Source organism: Komagataeibacter diospyri, from assembly GCF_006538165.1.
Taxonomy (GTDB): domain Bacteria; phylum Pseudomonadota; class Alphaproteobacteria; order Acetobacterales; family Acetobacteraceae; genus Komagataeibacter; species Komagataeibacter diospyri.
This window is the reverse complement of record NZ_BDLU01000013.1, coordinates 36,534-58,287: the sequence shown is the minus strand read 5'-3', so window position 1 is coordinate 58,287 and position 21,754 is coordinate 36,534. Positions and strand designations below refer to the sequence as shown.

15 protein-coding genes are annotated in these 21,754 nt (G+C 54.7%); 3 read left to right on the top strand and 12 right to left on the bottom strand.

Features of this window, described 5'->3' with window-relative positions:
• Window positions 1-165: 165 nt before the first annotated feature.
• The 8 genes from MSKU9_RS01970 to MSKU9_RS01935 form a co-directional block, all read right to left on the bottom strand.
• On the bottom strand, window positions 166-1,455 hold the full coding sequence (locus tag MSKU9_RS01970) for an NAD(P)/FAD-dependent oxidoreductase (RefSeq protein ID WP_227002316.1): 1,290 nt from the start codon (window positions 1,453-1,455) through the stop codon (window positions 166-168).
• Window positions 1,456-1,502: 47 nt separating this feature from the next.
• Complete coding sequence (locus MSKU9_RS01965) at window positions 1,503-2,876, bottom strand: amino acid permease (RefSeq protein WP_264371831.1); 1,374 nt, start codon at window positions 2,874-2,876, stop codon at window positions 1,503-1,505.
• A 232-nt stretch (window positions 2,877-3,108) separates the two neighbouring features.
• Window positions 3,109-3,615 (bottom strand): hypothetical protein, encoded by a 507-nt coding sequence (locus MSKU9_RS01960; RefSeq protein ID WP_227002315.1) that lies wholly within the window; start codon window positions 3,613-3,615, stop codon window positions 3,109-3,111.
• An 80-nt stretch (window positions 3,616-3,695) separates the two neighbouring features.
• Window positions 3,696-4,265: a methylamine dehydrogenase (amicyanin) small subunit gene (gene mauA / locus MSKU9_RS01955; RefSeq protein WP_141259671.1), complete on the bottom strand. Its 570-nt coding sequence runs from the start codon at window positions 4,263-4,265 to the stop codon at window positions 3,696-3,698.
• 64 nt (window positions 4,266-4,329) lie between these two features.
• Window positions 4,330-5,376 (bottom strand): amine dehydrogenase large subunit, encoded by a 1,047-nt coding sequence (locus MSKU9_RS01950; protein WP_227002314.1) that lies wholly within the window; start codon window positions 5,374-5,376, stop codon window positions 4,330-4,332.
• A 221-nt stretch (window positions 5,377-5,597) separates the two neighbouring features.
• Window positions 5,598-7,952, bottom strand: coding sequence for a TonB-dependent receptor (locus MSKU9_RS01945; protein ID WP_227000699.1), 2,355 nt, complete (start codon window positions 7,950-7,952; stop codon window positions 5,598-5,600).
• Window positions 7,953-8,725: 773 nt separating this feature from the next.
• On the bottom strand, window positions 8,726-9,139 hold the full coding sequence (locus tag MSKU9_RS01940; RefSeq protein ID WP_141259669.1) for a tautomerase family protein: 414 nt from the start codon (window positions 9,137-9,139) through the stop codon (window positions 8,726-8,728).
• Window positions 9,140-9,171: 32 nt separating this feature from the next.
• Window positions 9,172-10,521, bottom strand: a complete 1,350-nt coding sequence (locus MSKU9_RS01935; RefSeq protein WP_141259668.1) for an aspartate aminotransferase family protein — start codon at window positions 10,519-10,521, stop codon at window positions 9,172-9,174.
• Window positions 10,522-10,664: 143 nt separating this feature from the next.
• Here MSKU9_RS01935 and MSKU9_RS01930 point away from each other — a divergent pair, with 143 nt between their 5' ends.
• A complete protein-coding gene (locus MSKU9_RS01930; protein ID WP_141259667.1) occupies window positions 10,665-12,071 on the top strand; it encodes an aminotransferase-like domain-containing protein in 1,407 nt (468 codons plus the stop codon).
• 309 nt (window positions 12,072-12,380) lie between these two features.
• Window positions 12,381-13,715: a glycosyltransferase family 2 protein gene (locus MSKU9_RS01925; protein ID WP_141259666.1), complete on the top strand. Its 1,335-nt coding sequence runs from the start codon at window positions 12,381-12,383 to the stop codon at window positions 13,713-13,715.
• Window positions 13,716-13,935: 220 nt separating this feature from the next.
• On the opposite strand, the gene MSKU9_RS01920 is transcribed toward MSKU9_RS01925, so the two are convergent.
• Together MSKU9_RS01920 and MSKU9_RS01915 are read right to left on the bottom strand one after the other, a co-directional pair.
• Window positions 13,936-15,390 (bottom strand): aldehyde dehydrogenase family protein, encoded by a 1,455-nt coding sequence (locus tag MSKU9_RS01920; protein ID WP_227002313.1) that lies wholly within the window; start codon window positions 15,388-15,390, stop codon window positions 13,936-13,938.
• Window positions 15,391-15,393: 3 nt separating this feature from the next.
• Window positions 15,394-17,394 carry an NAD(P)/FAD-dependent oxidoreductase gene (locus MSKU9_RS01915; RefSeq protein WP_141259665.1) on the bottom strand — a complete coding sequence of 667 codons (2,001 nt, stop codon included), beginning with the start codon at window positions 17,392-17,394 and terminating at the stop codon, window positions 15,394-15,396.
• Window positions 17,395-17,597: 203 nt separating this feature from the next.
• Between MSKU9_RS01915 and MSKU9_RS01910 the strand changes: the two genes are divergently transcribed.
• The gene (locus MSKU9_RS01910) at window positions 17,598-19,493 is read left to right on the top strand and encodes an NAD(P)-binding protein (RefSeq protein WP_227002312.1); all 1,896 of its coding nucleotides are present in this window, start codon (window positions 17,598-17,600) and stop codon (window positions 19,491-19,493) included.
• Window positions 19,494-19,698: 205 nt separating this feature from the next.
• Here the strand turns inward: MSKU9_RS01910 and MSKU9_RS01905 are convergent, their stop codons facing one another.
• Both MSKU9_RS01905 and MSKU9_RS01900 read right to left on the bottom strand, forming a co-directional pair.
• Entirely contained in the window at window positions 19,699-20,862 is a 1,164-nt protein-coding gene (locus MSKU9_RS01905) for an alpha/beta hydrolase family protein (RefSeq protein WP_141259664.1), read from the bottom strand.
• 313 nt (window positions 20,863-21,175) lie between these two features.
• A complete protein-coding gene (locus MSKU9_RS01900; protein WP_141259663.1) occupies window positions 21,176-21,724 on the bottom strand; it encodes a methylamine dehydrogenase light chain in 549 nt (182 codons plus the stop codon).
• Window positions 21,725-21,754: the final 30 nt, after the last annotated feature.

The following is a 21,754-nucleotide window of genomic DNA, read 5'->3' as shown; positions in this document are numbered from 1 at the left end:
TGCCCTGTTTTTATCGCCAGAAAGAAGTATTTCACCGAAACCATTACTATCGCACGGCCCGCATATTCGGCTACATGTTCGAAAAACGCCATCATGATGGTTTTCGCAGGCTTTCACGGACCTGTCCCCGATGACCCGCCCGGTCCCCGGGGACAGACCATCATATTATCGCGACAGACTATCCATGATCCGACCGCGTATCACAGCGGCGGCAACCCCGATACGCCAGCCAAAATGGGCGGGAATGGGCCGCACTGGTGACGTGGGCAGCAGCAGGTCCGCCGGACTGGCCCCATCTGCCCGCCGTGCGATCTCACGTCCCATCAGGGTCGCCATGGCAACCCCCCGGCCATTATAGCCGACACATGCCATGATGCCTTCCATTGGTTCATGCCAGTGAGGATAATGGTCCAGCGTAATCGCGATCTGTCCATTCCACCCGTACCGCCATGTCACATCACCCAGAAATGGCCATAGCCGTTTCGCATGCCGCTGCAGGAACGGAAATGTTTCAGGGCCGGACAGATCCAGTGAGGCGGAACGCCCGCCAATCAGCAACCGCCCTGTGCCATCAATACGATAATAGGTGACCAGTTCACCCATCTCGTACACCACTTCGCGCTGCGCAAGAATACGCGCACGCACGGCGTCAGGCAGCGGGTCGGTTGCAACAATCGCGCTATAGGCCGGGACCAGAGTACGACGCAGCCGGTTCCACAACCGACCAGTATAGCCATTGGTGGCAAATACGACCTGCCGCGCATGCACGTTGCCCGCCGGTGTCCTGACCTGCCATTTTCCCCGGTCCCGCCGTAGGGAGAGAACCGGGCTGTTCGCATGCACGACCGCACCGGCATCAATTGCTGCCCTGGCCAGTCCCCGGGTATAGGCCAGCGGATTAAGCTGGCCCCCGCGTGCGTCAATAAACCCGCCACAATAACGGTCCGTCCCGGTATGCCGTGCAATATCGGCCTGATCCAACCATGTGACAGGACCGCCACGTTCACGACATTCGTTGAACAGGCCCTGTTCATGCGCCAGTTGGCCCGATGCTGTCACCGCCCGGATCGTGCCACCACGCGCCGCATCACACACGATGCCATGCCGTTCAATCAGGTCAAAAACCAGGTCAGGGGCATTCCATGCGGCCTCGACCAGAGCACGGCCGCGCACGCCCATGTCACGCTCCACCTCGGCTGGGGTATATTTGAGACCGGGATTGACCTGCCCCCCATTCCGCCCCGATGCGCCCCAGCCAATGGCGTTTGCCTCCAGCACCATGGCTTTATGCCCATCCTGTGCAAGGTGCAGGGCAGCCGAAAGACCTGTAATACCGCCACCAATAATCACGGTATCGGTCATCTGCGTCGATGTCAGGGCAGACGCATCCGGGCCGGGCGGCGTAATGGCCGCATACAGGCTGGAAGGAAGGGTTTTGATGGAAGATGAAACCATGGGAAATGGGTACTCCAGCATAATCCGGGCAGGCAGGCATCAGGGCATCATGACAACCGGGCGGGATCTCCACGCGGCGTTGTGCGGGCTGCATCATTCCGTTCGGCCTGACATTGTGCCGTCCGACGACGGGTCCGATATCCCAAAGACAGATATTCCACAATGAGGATCAGGCCCAGACTGATCGTACTCAGCACAATTTCCTGACGTGTATGTTCCGTTGCAAAAAACATCGTGACAAGTGCACCAAACAGACAGGCCAGCATGCCATAGGACAGAAATGGAAACCCCCACATGGGCAGTGCCATCGTCTCACCATTACGCAGACAGACGCGCCGCAGGCGGATATGGGCCAGCACGATCAGCACATAGTCAAACAGGATGAAGGTACCACTTGCACTGACCAGAAAGCTGAATACCCGCCCAGGCGCCATCATGCCGATTATCGCGATAATAACAGCAACCGCACTGCCGCACAGGATGGCGCGCGCAGGCGTGCCCTGCCCGTCCCGCTGCAGGAACATGCGCGGAGCATCATGATTTTCCGCCAGGTCGCACAGAACCCGCGAAGTAATATAGATCCCGGAATTCAGTGCGGATAGTGTGGCGATCAGCATGACTGCCGTCATCAGGGTGCGCGCAAACGGAATGCCGATATAATCCAGCGTGGCCAGAAAAGGTGAAGAACCCGGCACCACGCGCGACAGCGGAAGCAGCAGCAGGATCAACCCGATGGACATCAGATAGAAAATCATGATCCGCAGCGCCACGGTCCGTGTGGAACGGGCGACATTACCTGCCGGGTCCGTCGTATCACATGCTGCGATACTGGTTATTTCCGCCCCGGCCATGGACATCATGATACCCGGTATCACCGCAAAAAGCGCGAAGGTGCCGTGCGGCACGATACCGGCAGCAGAAAACAGCCCGGACGCCACTTTCGTATGCGACCAGAACCCGAACAGACCCGACAGGGCAAGCAGGATGAAAACAATGATGGTGATGATCTTGAGGGCGGAAAACCAGTATTCGAATTCTCCATACCCGCGCACGGAAAACAGGTTGACCACCGTCATGATAACAACTGTAAGCAGTTCAATCGCCAGATAGGGCAAAGGCACATAGGGGGCGAGAAAGGTCGCGGCTGCAATGGCCTCAAACCCCAGGACAGTGGCCCACATGATCCAGTACAACCACCCGGCAACAAACGCCACGCGCGGACCAAGGCCTCGCCGTATCTGACCAACAAACGATCCCGTCCCGGGCGCGGCAACCGTCATTTCCCCCAGCATGCGGGTAATGAACATGACCATAATGCCACACAGGAAATAGGAAAACAGTGCGCCCGCACCTGCCGTTGCAATGGCAGTTGATGATCCGACAAACAGGCTGGCCCCGATCACACCGCCAATGGAAATCATTGACACATGCCGATCCTTAAGCCGCGCAGCCTGTGATAAAGCTTCGGCGTCCCTGTTCTGGAGTGAGATCCGGCTCATATGTTTTTCCTGCCCTGACACCCCGCATTCCTTGTGGCGCAGGGATCATGAATTACAATACATGCTCCATCCCCCAACAATCCACGCCCATGCACCACACGCAGGCAGAATGCGGGGGCTGTATCCGATTGTTTTGTCTTTTCGCGGCCAGATTTTATTTATTGTCTATTTCACGCTTATCAAGCGCAAGGTCATAGGCATGGATAACCGTTGCAGCCTGCGGGCAGGCATGGATGACATCACGCACCACATCCAGCCGGTAGGATTGCAGGCTGTAGTTACGGAATGGTGCCTCTCGCAACCGTGCCACCTCGGCCGCCGTATAGGGGCGTGCGCCTGCAGGCACGCTATGCCCCCCCAGACCGAACGCCACATAGTTCATGAGATCGGCAAGATCAGCTGAAGACAGTGGGGAAAACGCAACATTGGGTAGATGGATCATGTATTCGCGCCCTTTGGGCGAACACAGGAAATACCCAGCCTGTTCCTTCAGGTCAGGCACCACATCAGAAGCCGAGACCCCCGCTATACCGTGACAGCCACCACAACCGACCAGGTAATGCGCCCTGACCTGTGACAGGACAGGCCCGTCACCACCTGGCGAATGCTCCCCACCGGCATCGGCACGTGCGCCCGGCAGAAGCGCGGCAGTGAATATCAAGAGGGTAACAACAAGCTTCCCAACAGACAAAAGCCACGGACCAGGCTGTTCCCCACGCATCTGCATAACCGTTTTCTATCTTATTCCGCCTGCCCGACGATGGCGGCAGTAGAGCAATGATACGCGGCAGAGGTGGTCCCGAAACACCAGATGATGTCATTACTGGTCTGCGGTCGATAAATCGGCATTTCACGATCTGCCGTATTGCATTCGCAATCCGATGACGTGGTACACGTGGTGCGCCCACAGCAGTCACGATAGGCAATGACATAGGAACGCCCGTCATCCGGATTACGACAGGTACCGATCCATGATACCGGCGAAGGCTGCGTACCTGGCGGACAGGTATGGATACCACCGCCACAGCACCCGCACAGCACGCCATCAATGGCGCAATGCCGCCAGTAATTACACTTTGTAGGATCGGATGACTGGGCGCGACGTTCAAAATCGGACAATGTCGTGACATCCGCGGACCTGGGTACCGCATTTCCTGCCGCGGCCCTGGCGCGCTGCACCGGCAGAAGCGGAAAAACACCACCGGCGACCATAGCCGTTCCCACCCGTCCCAGCACACCACGACGCGAAGACGATGAAGCCAGCCTGCGGGTCAACTGTTCCCCTATCTGCTCCAGAAATGATGGTTTCATCCGATAGATCCCTTGAACTGTCTAGTCGCTTTGGAACATTCAAATAAAGAAGGCAGCCCTCGGGTCACGGCTGTGGCACGATGGAAATGCCACTGCTTTTTGCCTCCACCGTCTTTTCAACCTGACCGGTCGTGGCAGACAGGATGGCCATCTTCCTGGACGCTAGCATGGCATATATCTGCGGATTGGCTGTATCGGGACTGACGGTAATGCCCTTGGCCGGCGAAGGCAGGTCGATACGCTGCAACAGGTGCGGGGTCGTGACATCATAGACCCAGACTTCGGTCCCCTCCTGCTTGTGGGTCCAGTATCCCCCCACATGCATCAGGACATACAGTTTATTGTCCGCTTCATGCCAGGCAAAAGGCTGGTCACCACCGGGGCGCCATGCCTGTTCCTGCTGTCCCGTCCCGGCTGCGGGCTGACCTGCTGCGGCCTGTAACGACCAGCTTTTGCCCATGACTGGCGTGGCCCCCAGCGTTACGGGATAAACCTGCCCGGTATAGCTTACAAACAGAGCCTTGCCGGTCTTGCGATCGACCTGGCTCTGCTCAAATACGGGATCACGGTTGGCATCGAAAAATGGTTTGCTGTGGGTAACGTTCACGCTACTGCCCGCCAGCGCCACATTGGTCAGGGATCCGTCACCGCAGACGGTTGAAAAACCATCATGCGCCCACGGAAAAACCAGCGCGCAGCCGGGGATGTCAACCGTACGGGCGGCCTTGTGTTCATGCAGGTCGACCACGGTAACGCCGGTCGCGGGACTCATGTCGAATATGAATGCCCAATGGCCATCCTGACTGAGTTCCAGATTCTGCTGCTTGAATACCGCCAGCCCGCGTGGCGGCAGTTCGATTTCATGTGTCAGGTCAAGGGTATGTGCATCATAGTCCCGCAGGAAATCTTCCCGCGTGCCATGGTCTCCCCGGCTCCACATGGTTACGGCGACGTAAATATCCTTACGATCCGGGGATATGGCGATATTATCGACCATATCGGCAGGAAGCGTGCCCAGTATCCGTCCCCTGTCCCCGTCATACAGGCTGAAGGACTGTTCCCCGGTGGCCACCAGAACCGAATGGTCACCCATTGGGGGAAGGCTGGCCACGTCACTCTGTTCCGGCTGAAGAACGGGAGGGATGGCTTTCGCTACACCTCCCACCGATATTCCCATTCCAATAACGCTGGCCAGCAGCAGGTACCTGGGTCTGGAAAAACACGTCATCGCCCTAGCTATCCTTTCACGACAGCGAACAGGCAGCCGGGAAAGACCGACACATTCCGCATTCTTCCATTCCCCGGCCCCGCTGTAGCTTGTCAGGTCAAATATCAGTATTCAGCCTTGATCGTACCAAAGTATTCACGTACCGCACCACGTTCGATGGACTGCATATCCCCACTGGCCGGGAAACCGTTTTCGCCCATCATGGAGATGTACTTGGCGTTGAACAGGTTGTAGACCGTGAAGCTGGCGGTCACGTTATGCAGGAAGCCAACCTTGCCAAAATGATAGCTCGCCCCCAGATTTGCCAGCCAGTAAGCAGGCACATGGGTATCGTTCAGCAGCGAATACTGGCGTTTGGAATAGTAGTTGACATCCAGGTAAGCAGAAGCCTTGTGCCAGGTATAGGACAGGTTCGCCTTATACATGACCGACGGATAGCCATCCATTTTCTTGCCGCGCAGGTTATGGCAACCTGTTGTGGCAGACGTCAGGCAGATCGGCACATTGGCCGCATAGGCAAAGTGGTTGTAGCTGACCGAGTTGGTGATCGCCAGTCCCTTGACAGGGGTGATCGTCAGCACCGCATCCATGCCCCACTGGCTGGCATGCTTGGAATTGATGAAGGAAGCCGACTGGTCACTGCCACCGATACCACTCGCGGCGGAAATCAGGCGATTGTAGTTATCAGAGTGGTAGCCATCAATCCCGGCCGTCAGCAGACGTGACGAATAACGATAACCAAGCACATAGGTAAAATCGCGTTCCGGGGTCAGCGTCTTCTTCAGCTGGTTGAACTGCGACTGCGTCTGGACCATCCACGGCCCCGGTTCATTCGCGCTGGCATAGGGGGACGCACTGTAGGGACGCATGTTTTCTGCAAAATCGAAATACAGTTCATGCCCCGGCAGGAAACGCCAGTCCAGGTTTACCGCAGGCAGGAATGCCGCGGCGGATGTCATCGAACCCGTGGGACCCGGATTGGTCAGGCCGGAATAATTCCCGGTCGGATCATACGCATAATCCCCGCCCGCCGTGGTCTGCAGCATGGACTTGAAACCATAGGTCGCGGTGAAGTTGGGCAGGATGCGCCACGTATCCATGACATGATACTGGAACGTGTTGGTGCTCCACTTGTACGCCCAACCTGTTGCGAACGCCTGACCATAGGTGGTGTAGGGACCTGTCGTGCTCAGCGGCGCACCATGCCCCAGCGCAGGCTCATTGAAGTAATCAGTCAATGCAGAGCTGGAATTGTTTTCATACCATGCACCCGTATTGATGGTATGATTGCCGATCTTGTATTCGAAATAGGTATTGAAGCCCTCGCGCATTTCGCGATTCATCCACACCTGTTCGGACAGGGGCGCGCCCGTTCCCGGCGAATACGTGCCCGGCGCGCTGTATGTGGCGTTGGAAAGGTCACGATGCGCATAAAGCGTCGTCTTCCAACGCAGGTTCTTGGCCAGCTTCAGGTCGAAATTGATGCCACCGATATAATCCTGCGTGGACTGTCCGGCATCATAAAGCTGGGTATAGTTACCGCTTGTCAGTGAATTCCAGCCCGAAGGATAGTTCCCCTCGGCATAGCTGTAGGCCTGTGCATAGTTGGGATACAGCAGTTCCTGCCGCCAGCCGTACTTCTGCAACGATCCCAAAGATTTATCCAGATACCCGTAGACTTCGGCATTGTTCCAGTTAAAGAATGCGGTCATCTTGCTTTCCTCGCCAATCGGCTGGACAAGCTTCGCATTCACCTGCTGCATGAAATCAGGGCTGTCCGCGTCATATTTCTTTTCGAAATCACGCGAATAAGCCACGTAGAAACGGGTTCCGGTCTTGTTCAGCTTACCGCTATCCACCCGGACATAGGTGCGCTTCATCGCATAGCTACCAAAGCCCTGCGAAACGGTGGCACCGGCCTTTTCCTTGGGGTCTGCAGTAAAGAACTGCATCGTCCCGCCAAGATTGGTATTGGATGGCAGGTCAACAGCCCCCGCCCCCTGCGAAACGCTAACCCGGCTGATATCATCGGATATCCACGCATTCGCAATATTCAGACCGTTGGTCGTGGTATAGGTCTGATCATTCAGCGGCACGCCATCAAGCGTCACGCCCAGCTGGTTCATGAAGAAACCGCGCATGTAAACGCTGGCGCCCCATGTATCGATACCCAGCGGATCAGTGGAACTGTAGCTGACGCCGGGCAGCTGCCCAACGGCCTTCAGCACGTTCTGGCCCGGCACCTGCTGTGCCAGTTCCTTTTTCCCGATCACGTTTTCACTGTTATGCGAAATGGCGCGACGGGTATGGCTGACCGTCAGGACTTCCGGCTTACCTGCGGTCACGCGTGCATTGCTGTTGGTAATGACGTGGACCTGCTTCGCCCCGCGCATGGATCCCCGGATCGGGTGATGCGCCGGTGTTACCGTGGAAGAGCCCGTATCGGAAGAAGATGGCACGGACTGCGCCCGTGCATAATGGTCACCGCCGAAAATCAGCGCTGATGAGGTCAGGAGTAAAGATATGTACCTTGGTCTCAGCATCCACATCCGCTCAACTCTCCCACGCATCCCGAATTTAGGTTTCGATCAATACCCATTTTCTATTCGGAACAAACAACGCTGCATAGGAACAATCTTTCTTTCCCATTACAATTTCGAAAGTGTAGCGATATGTGTGACCATAACGACACACCCGATAGTGGCCATATGATCATCATGGCCATGCAGAACACATCAGTTCAGTCAAAAAACGGAATGGGAATCAAAATACTTTTAAAATCAATATTATATTATATAAATTCAGTCGCATTGCACCAAGTAGAAGATACAGAAACACCCTGCGGTATGCATGCGGAATTCCCGTCCGCATGATATGCACTACCAAGCGCGCCCTGTGTTAAACAGGCAACACACCCCCATAAAAAAAATTATTAATTTCTGGAGGCAATTGACCTACCCAATACAGCCCCACTTCCACCAAAGGATATGTTACATTATAGTAAATATATTACGATATATTTTGTATTTCATTAACCATCAATTAGTAAATTCAGAACAGAAAATACTAATTTACACTTCGATAAACCATTTATTTTTATTATGTTTATTTTTTACTTTAAATTTTAAAATAAATAATAAAAATTATATATGAATCTAATAATATCCATACTGATTGTCAGACAGGATATCAAAGAAAACAGCCGGGCTTCCTGAAACCCGGCTGTACCATGTCAGGCAGGTGCGCCTGGCAGCGGCAGTTCACCAGTCAGGAACTGCGCCCGGCCCAGACCGAAGCTCCAGTGTTCATCCTGATTTTCGATCACGGAAACCATCAGGTCGGATGGCGCCAGACCACAACGGGCCTGCAGCGTTTCCGCCAGCAGCTTGTAGAACGCGGCAATCTGCTCCTTGCCACGCGGGCGGGAAACGACCTGCAACAGCACAACTTTGGGGGTGCGGGGAATATCCAGTCCCGTATCCTCGATCACCATATGGGTCGGCTCATGTTCGGATACCAGCTGGTAGCGATCACGCACCGGAACCTTGAAAGATTCCAGCATGGCATCATGAGCCGCGTCCAGCAGGCCGCGCAGTTCGGCCGGATTCCGCTGGCCCTTCACAACGTGAAAATGCAATAAAGGCATGGTATTTCCTTTTTCTATCTGAAACCTGTTACTCAACCCACTTGGGTAATGAGCTTACGGAGTGTCGAAACCATATCGCGCAGCTCCTGCGCGGTAGAGATGAACGGCGGTCCGAACGACACCGTATCACCGGTGCAGCGCAGCAGCAGTCCATTACGCAGACCGGCTTCAAACAGCGCCAGTCCACGCGCACCGGGCTTGCCTTCCACCGGTTTGAAGTCAATGCCCGCCGTCAGCCCGATATTACGAATATCGGCAATGACATCCAGATCTTTCAGGCTGTGGATGGCATCCTCCAGCACGGGTTCAAGTTCACGCACGCGGGCAACCAGACCTTCCTCGCGCATGACATCCAGCACCACATGCCCGACAGCTGCCGCCATGGGATGACCGGAATAGGTGTAGCCATGACAGAATTCGATGGCATTTTCCGGGCCGGTCATGAAAGTGTTATAGATTTCGTCCGTGACGATCACGCCACCCATCGGCACGATGCCGTTGGTCACCGCCTTGGCGAAGGTGATGATATCCGGCGTCACGCCAAAACGCTGGGCACCGAAATTTTCGCCCATGCGGCCGAAACCGGTAATGACTTCATCAAAAATCAGCAGGATGCCATTGGCCGTGCAGATTTCACGCAGACGCTGCAGGTAGCCGACCGGCGGCACGATCACCCCTGTTGATCCCTGTACCGGCTCAACAATGACCGCCGCGATGGTGGACGCATCATGCAGGGTCACCAGCCGGACCAGATCTTCTGCCCGATGGGTACCCCATGTCGGCTGCCCGCGTGTAAAGGCCATGTGCTGGGGTTCATAGGTATGGCGCAGGTGATCGACACCCGGCATCATGCCAGCAGCGAACATCTTACGGTTGGACACGATGCCCCCCACCGACATGCCGCCAAAGCCCACACCGTGATACCCACGTTCACGGCCGATCATACGGAAACGGTTACCCGCCCCCTTGATCCGGTGGTAGCCCAGCGCGACCTTTAGCGCCGTATCCACGGCTTCTGATCCGGAATTGGCGAAAAAGACATGATTCATGCCCTGCGGCGCAAGATCGGCAATCCGTTCAGCCAGCGAAATGGCGCCGGGATGGGTCAGCTGGAAGCAGGGCGCAAAATCCAGCGTTTCAGCCTGCTTGCGCACCGCTTCGACAATACGCGGATGGGCATGTCCCAGCGGAGTGCACCACAGGCCCGACAGGGTATCAAATACCCTGTTGCCTTCGCTGGTGGTGTAATATGCCCCCTTGGCGCTGACCAGCGTGCGGGGTTCCATATTGGCGCGCAACAGACGGTTGGCGGTAAAAGGTTGCCAATAAACCCCTTCACGCTCATTCCGGAGAAGGTCCGCTTTTTCTGAATCCTGAGCCATGTTACAATCCTGTTACCGAAATGCGTCCCCAATCCCTGGTGCGGAGACGATTCATTCCATAAACGTAATACCCAACCGACATCCTGTATATGTACAATCAGCGCGCACGTCGTGATACTGTACTGATTGGAAACACATCCTCCATGACTTCCCCATCCCCTTTTCCCAATCCGGACCGGCGCAGCCATATGTCCCTAGTCGGCCAGATCGGGCAGGATATTGAAGAACGTATCCGTAATGGCGTGCTGCGCCGGGGGGAACGCCTGCCCTCGATCCGGCGCATGGCGCGACAGTGCGGTGTCAGCACCATTACGGTTGCCAATACCTACCTGCGTCTGGCATCTGCGGGTCTGCTGGAAAGCCGGGGCACACGGGGATATTTCGTAACAGGGCCAGCACCCGAGACGCCGCTGTTGCAGCGGTCGATTGATTCGATGTGGCTGCTCCAGCATGCGTATGAGGACGAAGCCCCGGTCATCAAGGCAGGATGTGGCTGGCTTCCCTCTGACATGCTGTTTACATCAGCGGCCCAGCGTGCACTGACGGGACTGTCCGCACAAAAACTGGCAGGCATGCTGGAATACGGCAACCCCTATGGCCATGCCGGGCTGCGGCACAACATCCGGCAGATGCTGGCGCGTCGGGATATCGGGTGTGAGGAAAGCAGCATCATCCTGACGCATGGGGCAAGCCAGGCGCTGGAACTGGCGGTACGCTGCCTTTCAACCCGGGGTGATGTGATTGTGGTGGAAGATCCGGGTTACTGTAATCTCTATCCAGCGCTACAGGCGCTGGGATTACAGATCGCCAGTATTCCACGCCTGCGTGATGGCCCCTGCACCGAACAGCTTGAACGCGTCGTACGCCGCTACCAGCCGCGCCTGTTCATCACCACATCCATCCTGCATAACCCCACCGGCACATGCAGCACGGCGCAAAACATGCGCGACGTCCTGCGCATTACCCAACAGAACAACGTGACAGTGATTGAAGATGACATATTCCTTGACCTTGCCCCCAATGGCCAGCAGACGCTCTCACAACTGGGCAGCCTTAAAACCGTTATCCATATCGGCAGCTTTTCCAAGACCATCGGGCCGGGACTGCGCGTGGGCTATGTCGCATGTGACCAGGACACCGCACAGCGTATCCTGCGCCAGAAAATGGCCAGCAACCTGACCACGGCCTCCCTGAACGAAGAAATTGTCCATAAAATTGTAAGCAGCGGACTGTACCATCCCCGTCTGGCACATCTGCGTGAAAGCCTGACACGGGCACAGGCACAGGTCTGCACCCGCCTGGAACGGGTGGGAATGCAGCTTTATTTCCATCCCGCAGGCGGCATGTTCGCATGGGCACGTTTTCGGGAGGACATGGATGTGCGCGCCCTGGCCGAACACGCGCGTTCCTGTGACATCATGCTTGCGCCCGGTCACCTGTTCCGCCCGGACGAACAGCCATCGCAATGGTTCCGGTTCAACGTGGCGCATGCGGACAATCCACGTGTTTTTGTCTTTCTGGAAAATGCCCGGCTAAAATACAAAAAGTGAATACAGACTGCTGAACCAGATCAGTTCATGCCATAACCGGATAAAAAACAGATCTTTCTTTCGGTAGGCCCGACATATCATGACCGCACCGCCTGATCTTCCGTTGCATGCCTGCCCGCTTCATATGATTTTCAGAAAATTCTTACTAAAAATAAAGATTAAGATTGTATTTTCCCGCCTGAGAAAGGGAGACGGGGTCTCCCATACCTGCCATCGGCACGAATATGGGAACTGCACAATGCCATGACGACGACAGATAAAAATTATTAATTATATATGCAATCATGTAATTTTTGGTAAGATACTGATATGGTAAAATACAATTTCTCTGTTGCTGTCTGTGCCAGATGGGAGAAATCATATATCCTAGAATGGTTAACCTATTATAAATCAATAGGGTACGATCATGTTTACCTGTACTGCAATGATGATAATCCGGACGAACTCTATAGGGAAATTCTTCCATTTGTAGTCGGAAACAATAAATTCGTAACTTTTATACATTTCAAGGGGCAGGGCCTGCAACAGCAGATGTATCTGCATTTCCTGTCCAACTATCATCAGGAAACAGAATGGGTGAGTTTCCTGGATGTTGACGAATTTCTGGATATCCCGGCATTTAAAAACATTTCTGATCTGGTGCATCATTATCCAGAAGCAGACTGCATTGTATTTTACTGGATTGTTTTTGGGCATAATGGATATGAAAAAAGCCCATCAGGATCCGTTCTGGAAAATTATAAAAAAAGAGCACGTCAAATAAACCAGTTCACAAAATATATCTGCAAAACCGAATATCTTCTTGATGATAAAATATTTTCTCCAGCAGGTTTTGGCTTCTGGCACAACCCTGCCGGACATAGTTATAAGGAAATCAGAGTTGTCGATGTCCTGCATCGCACCAATTTTGACCCAAATACACTATCACCAAAAGAAATACATGCAATCCAGAAAACAGCAACCGTCCATCATTATATGATCAAATCCCGTGAATATCTGAAACACAGGATAAATCGTGGAACGGGGGGCGCATTTTCAGGGCAGGTCATCTGGGATGAAACAGAAGCAAGCAAGAAAAATGCCCTTGAACGTTCGATGCATGAGTTCAATGAGGAAGAAGACGTATCGCTGTGTGCATACTGGGATAATTTAATAAGAAAATCTTCCGAAATTACCGTGCCCCCTATCGTGAATGGCAACATTATTTCTTCAAACAGGCCCTGTAACCAAAGCAGCGTAAGCGACTGGTCCATAGGGAATGATCCCCGAACAGACGCGGGCAATGCAGTCAATGGAAATGTCAACGGAACCGTAAAATTTCATACCGATCTGGAAAACAACCCATGGTGGCAGATAGATCTTATTGATAAATATTTTATAAACGACATCGTTATTTATAATATAATCGACGCAACATCAGAAAGATGCAAAAATATCAGGATATTATATTCAGACAATGGAAAAGATTTTCATGTTGCATTTGAAAAAATGGACAATATTCCAGTTGGTAGTTTGATCACGACCCCTCTACACATATCCACATCTTTTTTTGCACGATATATTCGTATAATACTAATGGAACGTAATTTTCTCCACCTTGATCAAGTCGAAATATACGGGAGTATCGTCCACGAACAAATGTAAATTTTCATATATACAAGTAATATAGATTGACCAGATGGCGTCATCTGGCACTCGGGCGGATAGCATTGCCATCCATCCAGAGGTAGCCGCACTTCAGCTTGCAGACTGCTGAAATGTGAACATAAGCCCTATGACAATCAGTGCATGCATGGGACTGCAGAAGCAGTCCCACACAAACATCCCATGCCGGTATCGGCTCAATTCGCCTCTGCCCGGTAGGTCAGGATGCCGTCCAATATCCAAGGATTGCCTTGATTTCCATAAAATCACGCAGTCCATATACGCTGCATTCCCGTCCGTTGCCGGATTGTCCATATCCGCCAAATGGTGCTGCAACAGTCCAGGGGGCGCCATTGATATTCACATTACCGGCCCGCAGGAAACGGGCTACATGCCGCGCATGTGACAGGTCGCCTGACTGGATATATGCTGCAAGACCATAGGGCGTGTCATTGGCGATCTGAATGGCGTGTTCTTCATTATCATAAGCCATTATGACAAGAACCGGCCCAAAGACTTCTTCCTGAGCAATGGCCATCTCAGACGTTACATGCCCGAATATGGTCGGACGCACGTAATATCCGCATGTCAGACCCTCGGGACGGCCTGGGCCGCCACATACCAGTGTGGCCCCTTCATCCATCCCTTTATGGATCAGCGTCTGGATACGATCGAACTGGAGATGGCTGACAACCGGGCCAAGATCGATTTCCGGGTCCATCGGGTCCCCCACGCGAATGGTGGCAGCCGTACGACGGGCAATGTCTAGCGCTTCCTTCATCCGGGCGGCGGGGACAAGCATGCGGGTTGGCGCATCGCAGGACTGCCCCGAATTGCTGAAGCATTTACGCACACCCTGCGCCACTGCCTGTTCCAGATTGGCATCAGGCAGGATGATATTGGGGGATTTTCCACCCAGTTCCTGATGGACGCGCTTGACCGTATCCGCTGCCAGACGCGCAACCGCCGCACCGGCGCGGGTGGATCCGGTAATCGACACCATATCGACCAGCGGAGAACAGGCCATTGCCTCCCCCACTTCCGGGCCTGTGCCGTTCAGCATGTTGTACACACCCGGTGGCAGACCGGCTTCATCCAGTATTTCGGTAAAAAGCAGGGCGCTGAGGGGGGCAACTTCGCTGGGTTTGAGGATAATGGTGCAGCCCGCCGCAAGTGCTGGTGCGACCTTGCAGGCGATCTGGTTCATTGGCCAGTTCCAAGGGGTAATCAGGCCGGTGACGCCTACTGCTTCATGGACAATCAGCATATCGTCGCGCCTTTCCTCAAACGGAAAATCGCGCAGTACCTTAACCATTTCTTCCAGATGCGCCATTCCAGCCCAGGCTTGGCTGTCATAGGCACGGGTCAGGGGACTGCCCATTTCCAGCGAAATGGCGCGGGCCATGTCCTTCATGCGTCTTTTGTATATCTCTACAATCCGTTCCAGCGCCGACAGGCGGGTGGCGCGATCCGTCATGGACCATGCGGGGAAAGCCGCGCGGGCCGCCTTGATCGCACGTTCCGTATCCCGGGCATCGCCCAGCGTGATCCGGGCGCAGGGCTTCTCGGTCGCAGGATTGATGACATCCATCTGCTCCTGTCCATCCGGCGTAACCCACTGCCCGTTACAATACATCTGATGAGCGTGTGCGGAAATCGCGTTATCACCTGTCATGACTTATATTTTTCCTTCATTACTATGTGTATCAGCCGTATTGCCGGAAACTGTCGGCACAAACGGATACTGGCCTGCATCCAGCAGTTCGGTTACGGCACGATGCGCTTCCAGAAAAGCGGCGTCGGTATGGGGGCTGGCTGATGCATCCGAATTGGCTATTGCAATGCGTCCAAATAGCTGCCTGCCCACCACGCAGGGGCGGGTATCCGTCTCGGTAAACACCCATTCAGCGGGATCATACAGGCTGTTATAGGTATAGGCATAACCATGCGGCCAGCGGTTGACGGTTATGGCGGCAATATCACGGGTGGCGTCAAAGCCACCTGCACCCAGCACGCGCTGCAGCTGGTTACGGATTTCGTGTTCAAACGTCTCGAATGAAATGCCCAGCAGCATACCACGCGCGGCGCGGTACTGCTCCCGCTTTGGCAGGCCCGGCACGCTGAACGTCTTGATCATGCGGATGACGACGGGACGGTCAGGATCGGATGGCAGGGCAAGACCGCCAAGGGCCGTGGGTTCTGCAAGCGAGACCTCATCAAAATACATTCCCGGACAACGGATTTCACTTACGCCCAGTTTTTCAAATGCCCGCCAGTTACGCAATGCCACATTCACATAAACAATCGGCCCCTTGACGCCATAAGCCAGCGCCTTCTTCTGGGTATCAGGCAGTGTTGGCACCAGATAGGGAATGAACATGTTCCAGCACGCCATGACTACCTGCCGGGCCTGTACCTGATGGTACTGCGTGGGGGAAGCCTCCCCCGCCGGGGCATACAGGACCGATACGTGCCGAGCCTGATCCGGGGCGCCGTCATGGGCAACATTCATCACCATGCTGCCCAGCCGTATCCGCACGGCAGACCCCGCGCGGTCCAGCGCGCCATAATCGAACGTGGCCGTCGCCATGTCTTCCTGCGTACGCCCCTTTGTCGCCGCAGGAATGAGGGAGGCAACCAGCAGGCGGGCAAGGGTTGCATTGCCATCGGGGAAGTGAACGCTATGCCCGCTTTCCTTCTGCCGCCCATGCTGGCCACCGGGCAGGTCGGCCAGAAGCCCCTCCGGCACGTCACCCAGCCCCAGCCCCGAAAATCCAGGCAGACCCATTGTCCAGGCGAACAGCGCGGGCAGCGCATCCGACCCGACACAGAAAACGCCACTGCCCGCCTTGCGGAAAAACCACAGAATGGACGGGTCCACCTTTGCCCAGTTCGTGAGGTAATCCGGGTATGAAATACTGGCGAGAAATTTCTTCTTTTCCGCAACCGAGCGGCCATGCAGGTAATCCGGCTGCCGTGGCGAAAGCAGGCGCATGAGGTCTGCGCGCGCCCTGTTGCTGAGCGGGGCATGTTGCAGGGCATGGGCATTGAGACAGTTTTCCGTGCCCACGGCGCTGCGCACCAGGGTATCGGCATGCCATGTTTCCTGATCGAAAAACAGGCCCGGTCCCATCCCATGGCGGGAATAGAGGGACTCGTTGGGCGCATTCTCCTTCAGGTAACGATCAAGGTCGACACCGATGTCATCCAGTATCATCCGTGCCCACTGGTTGTAGCGTTCGGGGGATTCGACTTCCAGCGTGCCACCATTGAGCACCATCCGGGCGCCATCAACATTGAATTCGTTCCGCTTGGCATGACCACCGAAATCATCATGATTGTCGATGATCAGGACCTTTTTGTCCGCTCCCGCATATTTACGAAAGAAATGGGCCGCGGAAAGACCACTCAGTCCCCCACCCACGACGACAAGGTCATAGACCTCATCCGTCTTTCGGATCTTATGGGCCGGAACGGTTCCGTCACGCAGGGCGTGTGCTGCCTCGAACGCTCCGGGGTGGCTGCCACGCATGCCGGTTCGTGCCGGCGGGGCAATGGCTGCCGCCCCTGCTGCCCGTGCCCGCCCTTCCATCGTGCCGATCGCGGTACTGACCAGCACACCATTGATAAAATCACGACGCGTAACCGCAGGCGTGGAAACCGTTGTTTTCCTTGACATCCGGAACAGGCCCCTTTGAAACAATAACGAAATAATTTCGCAAAATAATCTTAATTTACGATCATGACCATGCCTTTTCGTTCTGATTTGAAAACGGAACGTTCCGACCGGAAAACCCTCAACATGACTGGTGCAATTCCGGTTTGTTCCGGTAACGGAACGTGTTATGCGCATAAGACGCAACCCACACCCATGGACCCGGAATGAGCGACAAATCTCCAGCCGACACGCCCCGGATAACACGTCGTAACGTGATACAGGGCGTGATCCTGCCAATCATGGCGAACGCCATGCCATCCGCTGCACACGCAGCCCCGCCTGCCCCGGTTTCCCCGAATAACGGGACAGCAGCATCCTGCCCACCGCTACGGACTGGCCTGCGGGGGCAGTATCCCGGCTCTTTCGAAGTTGCCCACGCGGCACGCGACGGATTGTTCGCCGGGCAGGTTACGGCAACCGACACAGGCGAACATTATGATCTGGTTGTCGTGGGGGCCGGTATATCCGGACTATCGGCGGCATTGTTCTACCAGCGCGCGATGGGGCCGGATGCACGGATTCTGCTTCTGGACAACCATGACGATTTTGGCGGCCATGCCAAACGGAACGCATTACAGTACAAGGGCCAGACATATCTGGGCTACGGCGGGACGATGAGTATCGAAACCCCCTTCCCTTACAGCTATACTGCAACATCCCTGCTGATGGACCTTGGAATTCGTCCGGACACCTATTCCAGTTACCTGAAAACCAGCCGCCTGAAAGGACTGGAACCGGCTGTTTTTTATGATCGGGAAAATTTCGGCAAGGATCAACTGGTTCCCGGTTATCATGAGAAAAACTGGGACAGGTTTTTCCACGACTCACCGCTGGATAATGAAACCCGGGCCGACCTTCTGCGACTGCATACGCAAACCATCAATTACCTGCCTGACCTGACGCCAGATGCCCGCCAGGCCCTGCTGCGCACGATCAGTTACGAAACATTCCTGCGTCGTTATGCCAACATGTCGGACGGGGCCATCCGTTTCTTTGCAGGCAAGGCCTTTCGTAACAATATGCGTGTGGATACCTGCCCCGCCTATGATGCGATGAAAGCGGATGCGCCCGGTTTCAACGGGATGGAGGTCACGCATGACTCACCGCATGAATCAGCTATTTTCCACTTCCCTGATGGTAATGCCACTGTTGCCCGACTGCTGGTTGGCCGATTGGTCCCGTCATTTTTTGGCACCCCGCAAACAGCAGCCAGCGTTGTCATGGCACAGGGGAATTATTCCCGGCTGGATCTGCCGGGTCCGGTCCGTATCCGCCTGAACAGCATGGTCGTGCGCGTGGAACATACAGGTGATCCGACCAGACCGAATGATAACAAACCGGTAAGGGTAGTATACCAGAAACCGGATGGTACATCCGATACACGCCACGCAGTCATGGCTGACAATGTCATCATGGCATGCTTCAACAATATCATTCCGTTTATTGTACCATCCTTACCTGAAGCACAAAAGGATGCATTGAAATACCCATCCAAGGTTCCAATGCAATACAGCAGTGTCCTGCTGCGCAATGGACAGGCCCTGCGCCGTTGCGGCACCCAGTCCATCTATGCGCCCTGTTCCTACCATACCCGTCTTCTGGTGGATGAGCCGGTGGATATTGGCGGATATACGACCAATCCTTCCCCAGATCATCCGACGATGGTCCATCTGCTGCGTAATGCAAATGCCCCGGGCCACCCGCGCAAGGAACAGAACAGGCTGGGACGCCAGGAAATGCTGGCCATGACTTTCCCTGAAATCGAGGCCAAGACCCGCGACCAGCTTCAGCGCATGTTCGGCCCTCTTGGTTTCAACCATGAACAGGATATTGTCGGACTGACCGTAAACCGTTGGCCCCACGGCTATGCCTATACTTACGACACGCTGGGAGATCCGTATATGCCAGCAGCCCTGCGCCCCCATATTATCGGAAGGCAGCCTTATGGGCGGATCGCTATTGCCAACGCGGATTCCACTGCCGCAGCCTTTACCAATACCGCAATAGATGCAGCTGAACGCGCGGTTCAGGAATGTCTCGTCAGCCGTGGATATACCTGATATTAAATAGAAAACTGAGAGACAATTCAAAAAAATAAAATTTTTAGGACACCGTTTTTTTAAGCGGCATTCTTCGAATCTTCCTAAAAAAGCTCCACCAAAAACTTTTATAATAACCTGCATGATGCTTCGAAGGCAGGCTTGTAAATAATCCCAGACAGAACATGTTCTGTCTGGGCCCCTCCATCATGAATGAAGCACGTTATTATTTCAGGCTTTCGCAGTTTTCCATCGCCGGCTTGCCAGAAAACCTGTCCTTGATCCATGCAATCTGCATGGCGGTAGACTGGACCATCGTCGGGTCATGATCCAGACCCGGCAGTTCAGTGAAAAACAGCGGAATGTGATTGTGACAGGCCGCCCGCGCCGTCGCCTTGACACCTTCTGGTGGTACGGTCACATCGCCCCCACCGGTAATGACCAGAAGCGGTCCCTTCAGCGGCTGGCCAGCCACTGCATCCTCATGGAACATAGACTGCACGAACTTGTTATCCAGCCACCCTTTTTTTGTAATGCTATCAATGGACTGACCATCATACAGGGCATTGGCGACATACCAGCATCCCTGTCTGACCGCCCCATCGTAATGCACCATGCCCGTAGCATTCAGCATTGAATGCGGATCAAACTGTGGATAACGGGCCTGAAGGCCATACGCTACCATGGGGGTATAAAAACTTTCACCCCCTTCCCCCGGCAGCGGATGAACGAAATCAGGCATATTGATCGTGCCGGAAACCGATACCGTCCCCAGATAACCGGGATCGGCAATATCATGTTCCATTTCCCCGACACTCCATGACGCCATTCCCCCCTGGGAATGCCCATCGGCGACCCACCGGCTGCCCAAGGCAGGCACGGCCGACCGTGCGGCCGCAACCGAATAGATGACATCGTAACCCTGGGCCAGCTTGTTCATGTACTGGTGGGCACCGGACGTTCCCAGTCCATGATAATCCGTCGCGACAACAGCAAGGCCATGGGCAGGAAAATCAAAAAGCCCTTCGTTCCCGTAATACAGGTTCTTCATCAATGATGGCGCACATTGGCGGGCGACACCACTGGTACCATGCGCCCATGCCACCACCGGCCATCCACCTGCCGGTACAGGTCCCGCTGGCACCAGCACGACAGCGGACGAGACGACATCGTGCCGCGTGGCATCCAGAGAATGATAAAGAATACGGTAGGCCTGCACACCCGGCGGCAGGATATAATCTGTCGCCCGTTCCTGACGGATCAGCGCGCCTGCATACGTGGGTGCGTTACCATTTTGCGGAGCCTGATAGAATGCTTCGTTTGCCAATGCATTCCGGGATTCCTTAAGCTGTGCCTGTTCCAGCGTACTGGCATGCGCATATGAATCCATCCCACTCCATACCAGAACACTGCAAGCAAAAAGAGTGTTTCTTGTATTTAATAACATTATATAATTCGTCCCTTTTCCTGAAAATTTTTTGTAAATAGGCAGCAATATTGACCACAGATGGCAATCAGCCCACAGGCGTAGCCAGACCGCGCCCAGAACGGTAGAAAGGCCTGCATGCCTTATTAGTATGTTGCCTGCAAAAACCACATGTCATGGCGAATGCGACACTATCTGGTATTGCCTGGGCATAACGAAGAACAGGGTAGATGAATACAGCCTGTACCCTGTCCCCCTGCCCGCGGAAATGCCGTAATTATTCCGCCTGCCCGACCAATGCTGCTGTCGAACAGTGATACACTGCCGACGATCCCCCAAAACACCAGATGATGTCATTGTTGGCCTGTGGCCGGTAAACCGGCAGTTCCCTGTCTTCTGTATTGCAATGGCAATCCGGTGACGAATTACACAATGTGCGCCCACAGCAGTCCCGATAGGCAATAACATACGACCGGTTATCAACAGGGTTACGGCAGGTACCTATCCACGATACGGGGGAAGGCTGCGTGCCAGGTGGACAGGTATGCACTCCACCGCCACAGCATCCACACAGCACACCGTCAATGGCGCAATGCCGCCAGTAATCACATTTTGTCGGATCTGCGGACTGGGCGCGGCGGTCAAAATCCGAAACCGCGGCCGGTTGCGTCTGTGCCGCCTGTGCACGCTGAACGGGTAAAAGTGGCAGGGAAGACGTCACCACCGCAGCACTTCCCGCCCTGGCGATCACGCTGCGACGGGAAATTCCCTGCGCCATTTTCCGCGTCAGCTTTTCGCCCAGGCTGTCAAAAAAGGATTCAGTCATAACCAGTATTTTCCAAACCAATGGGGGACA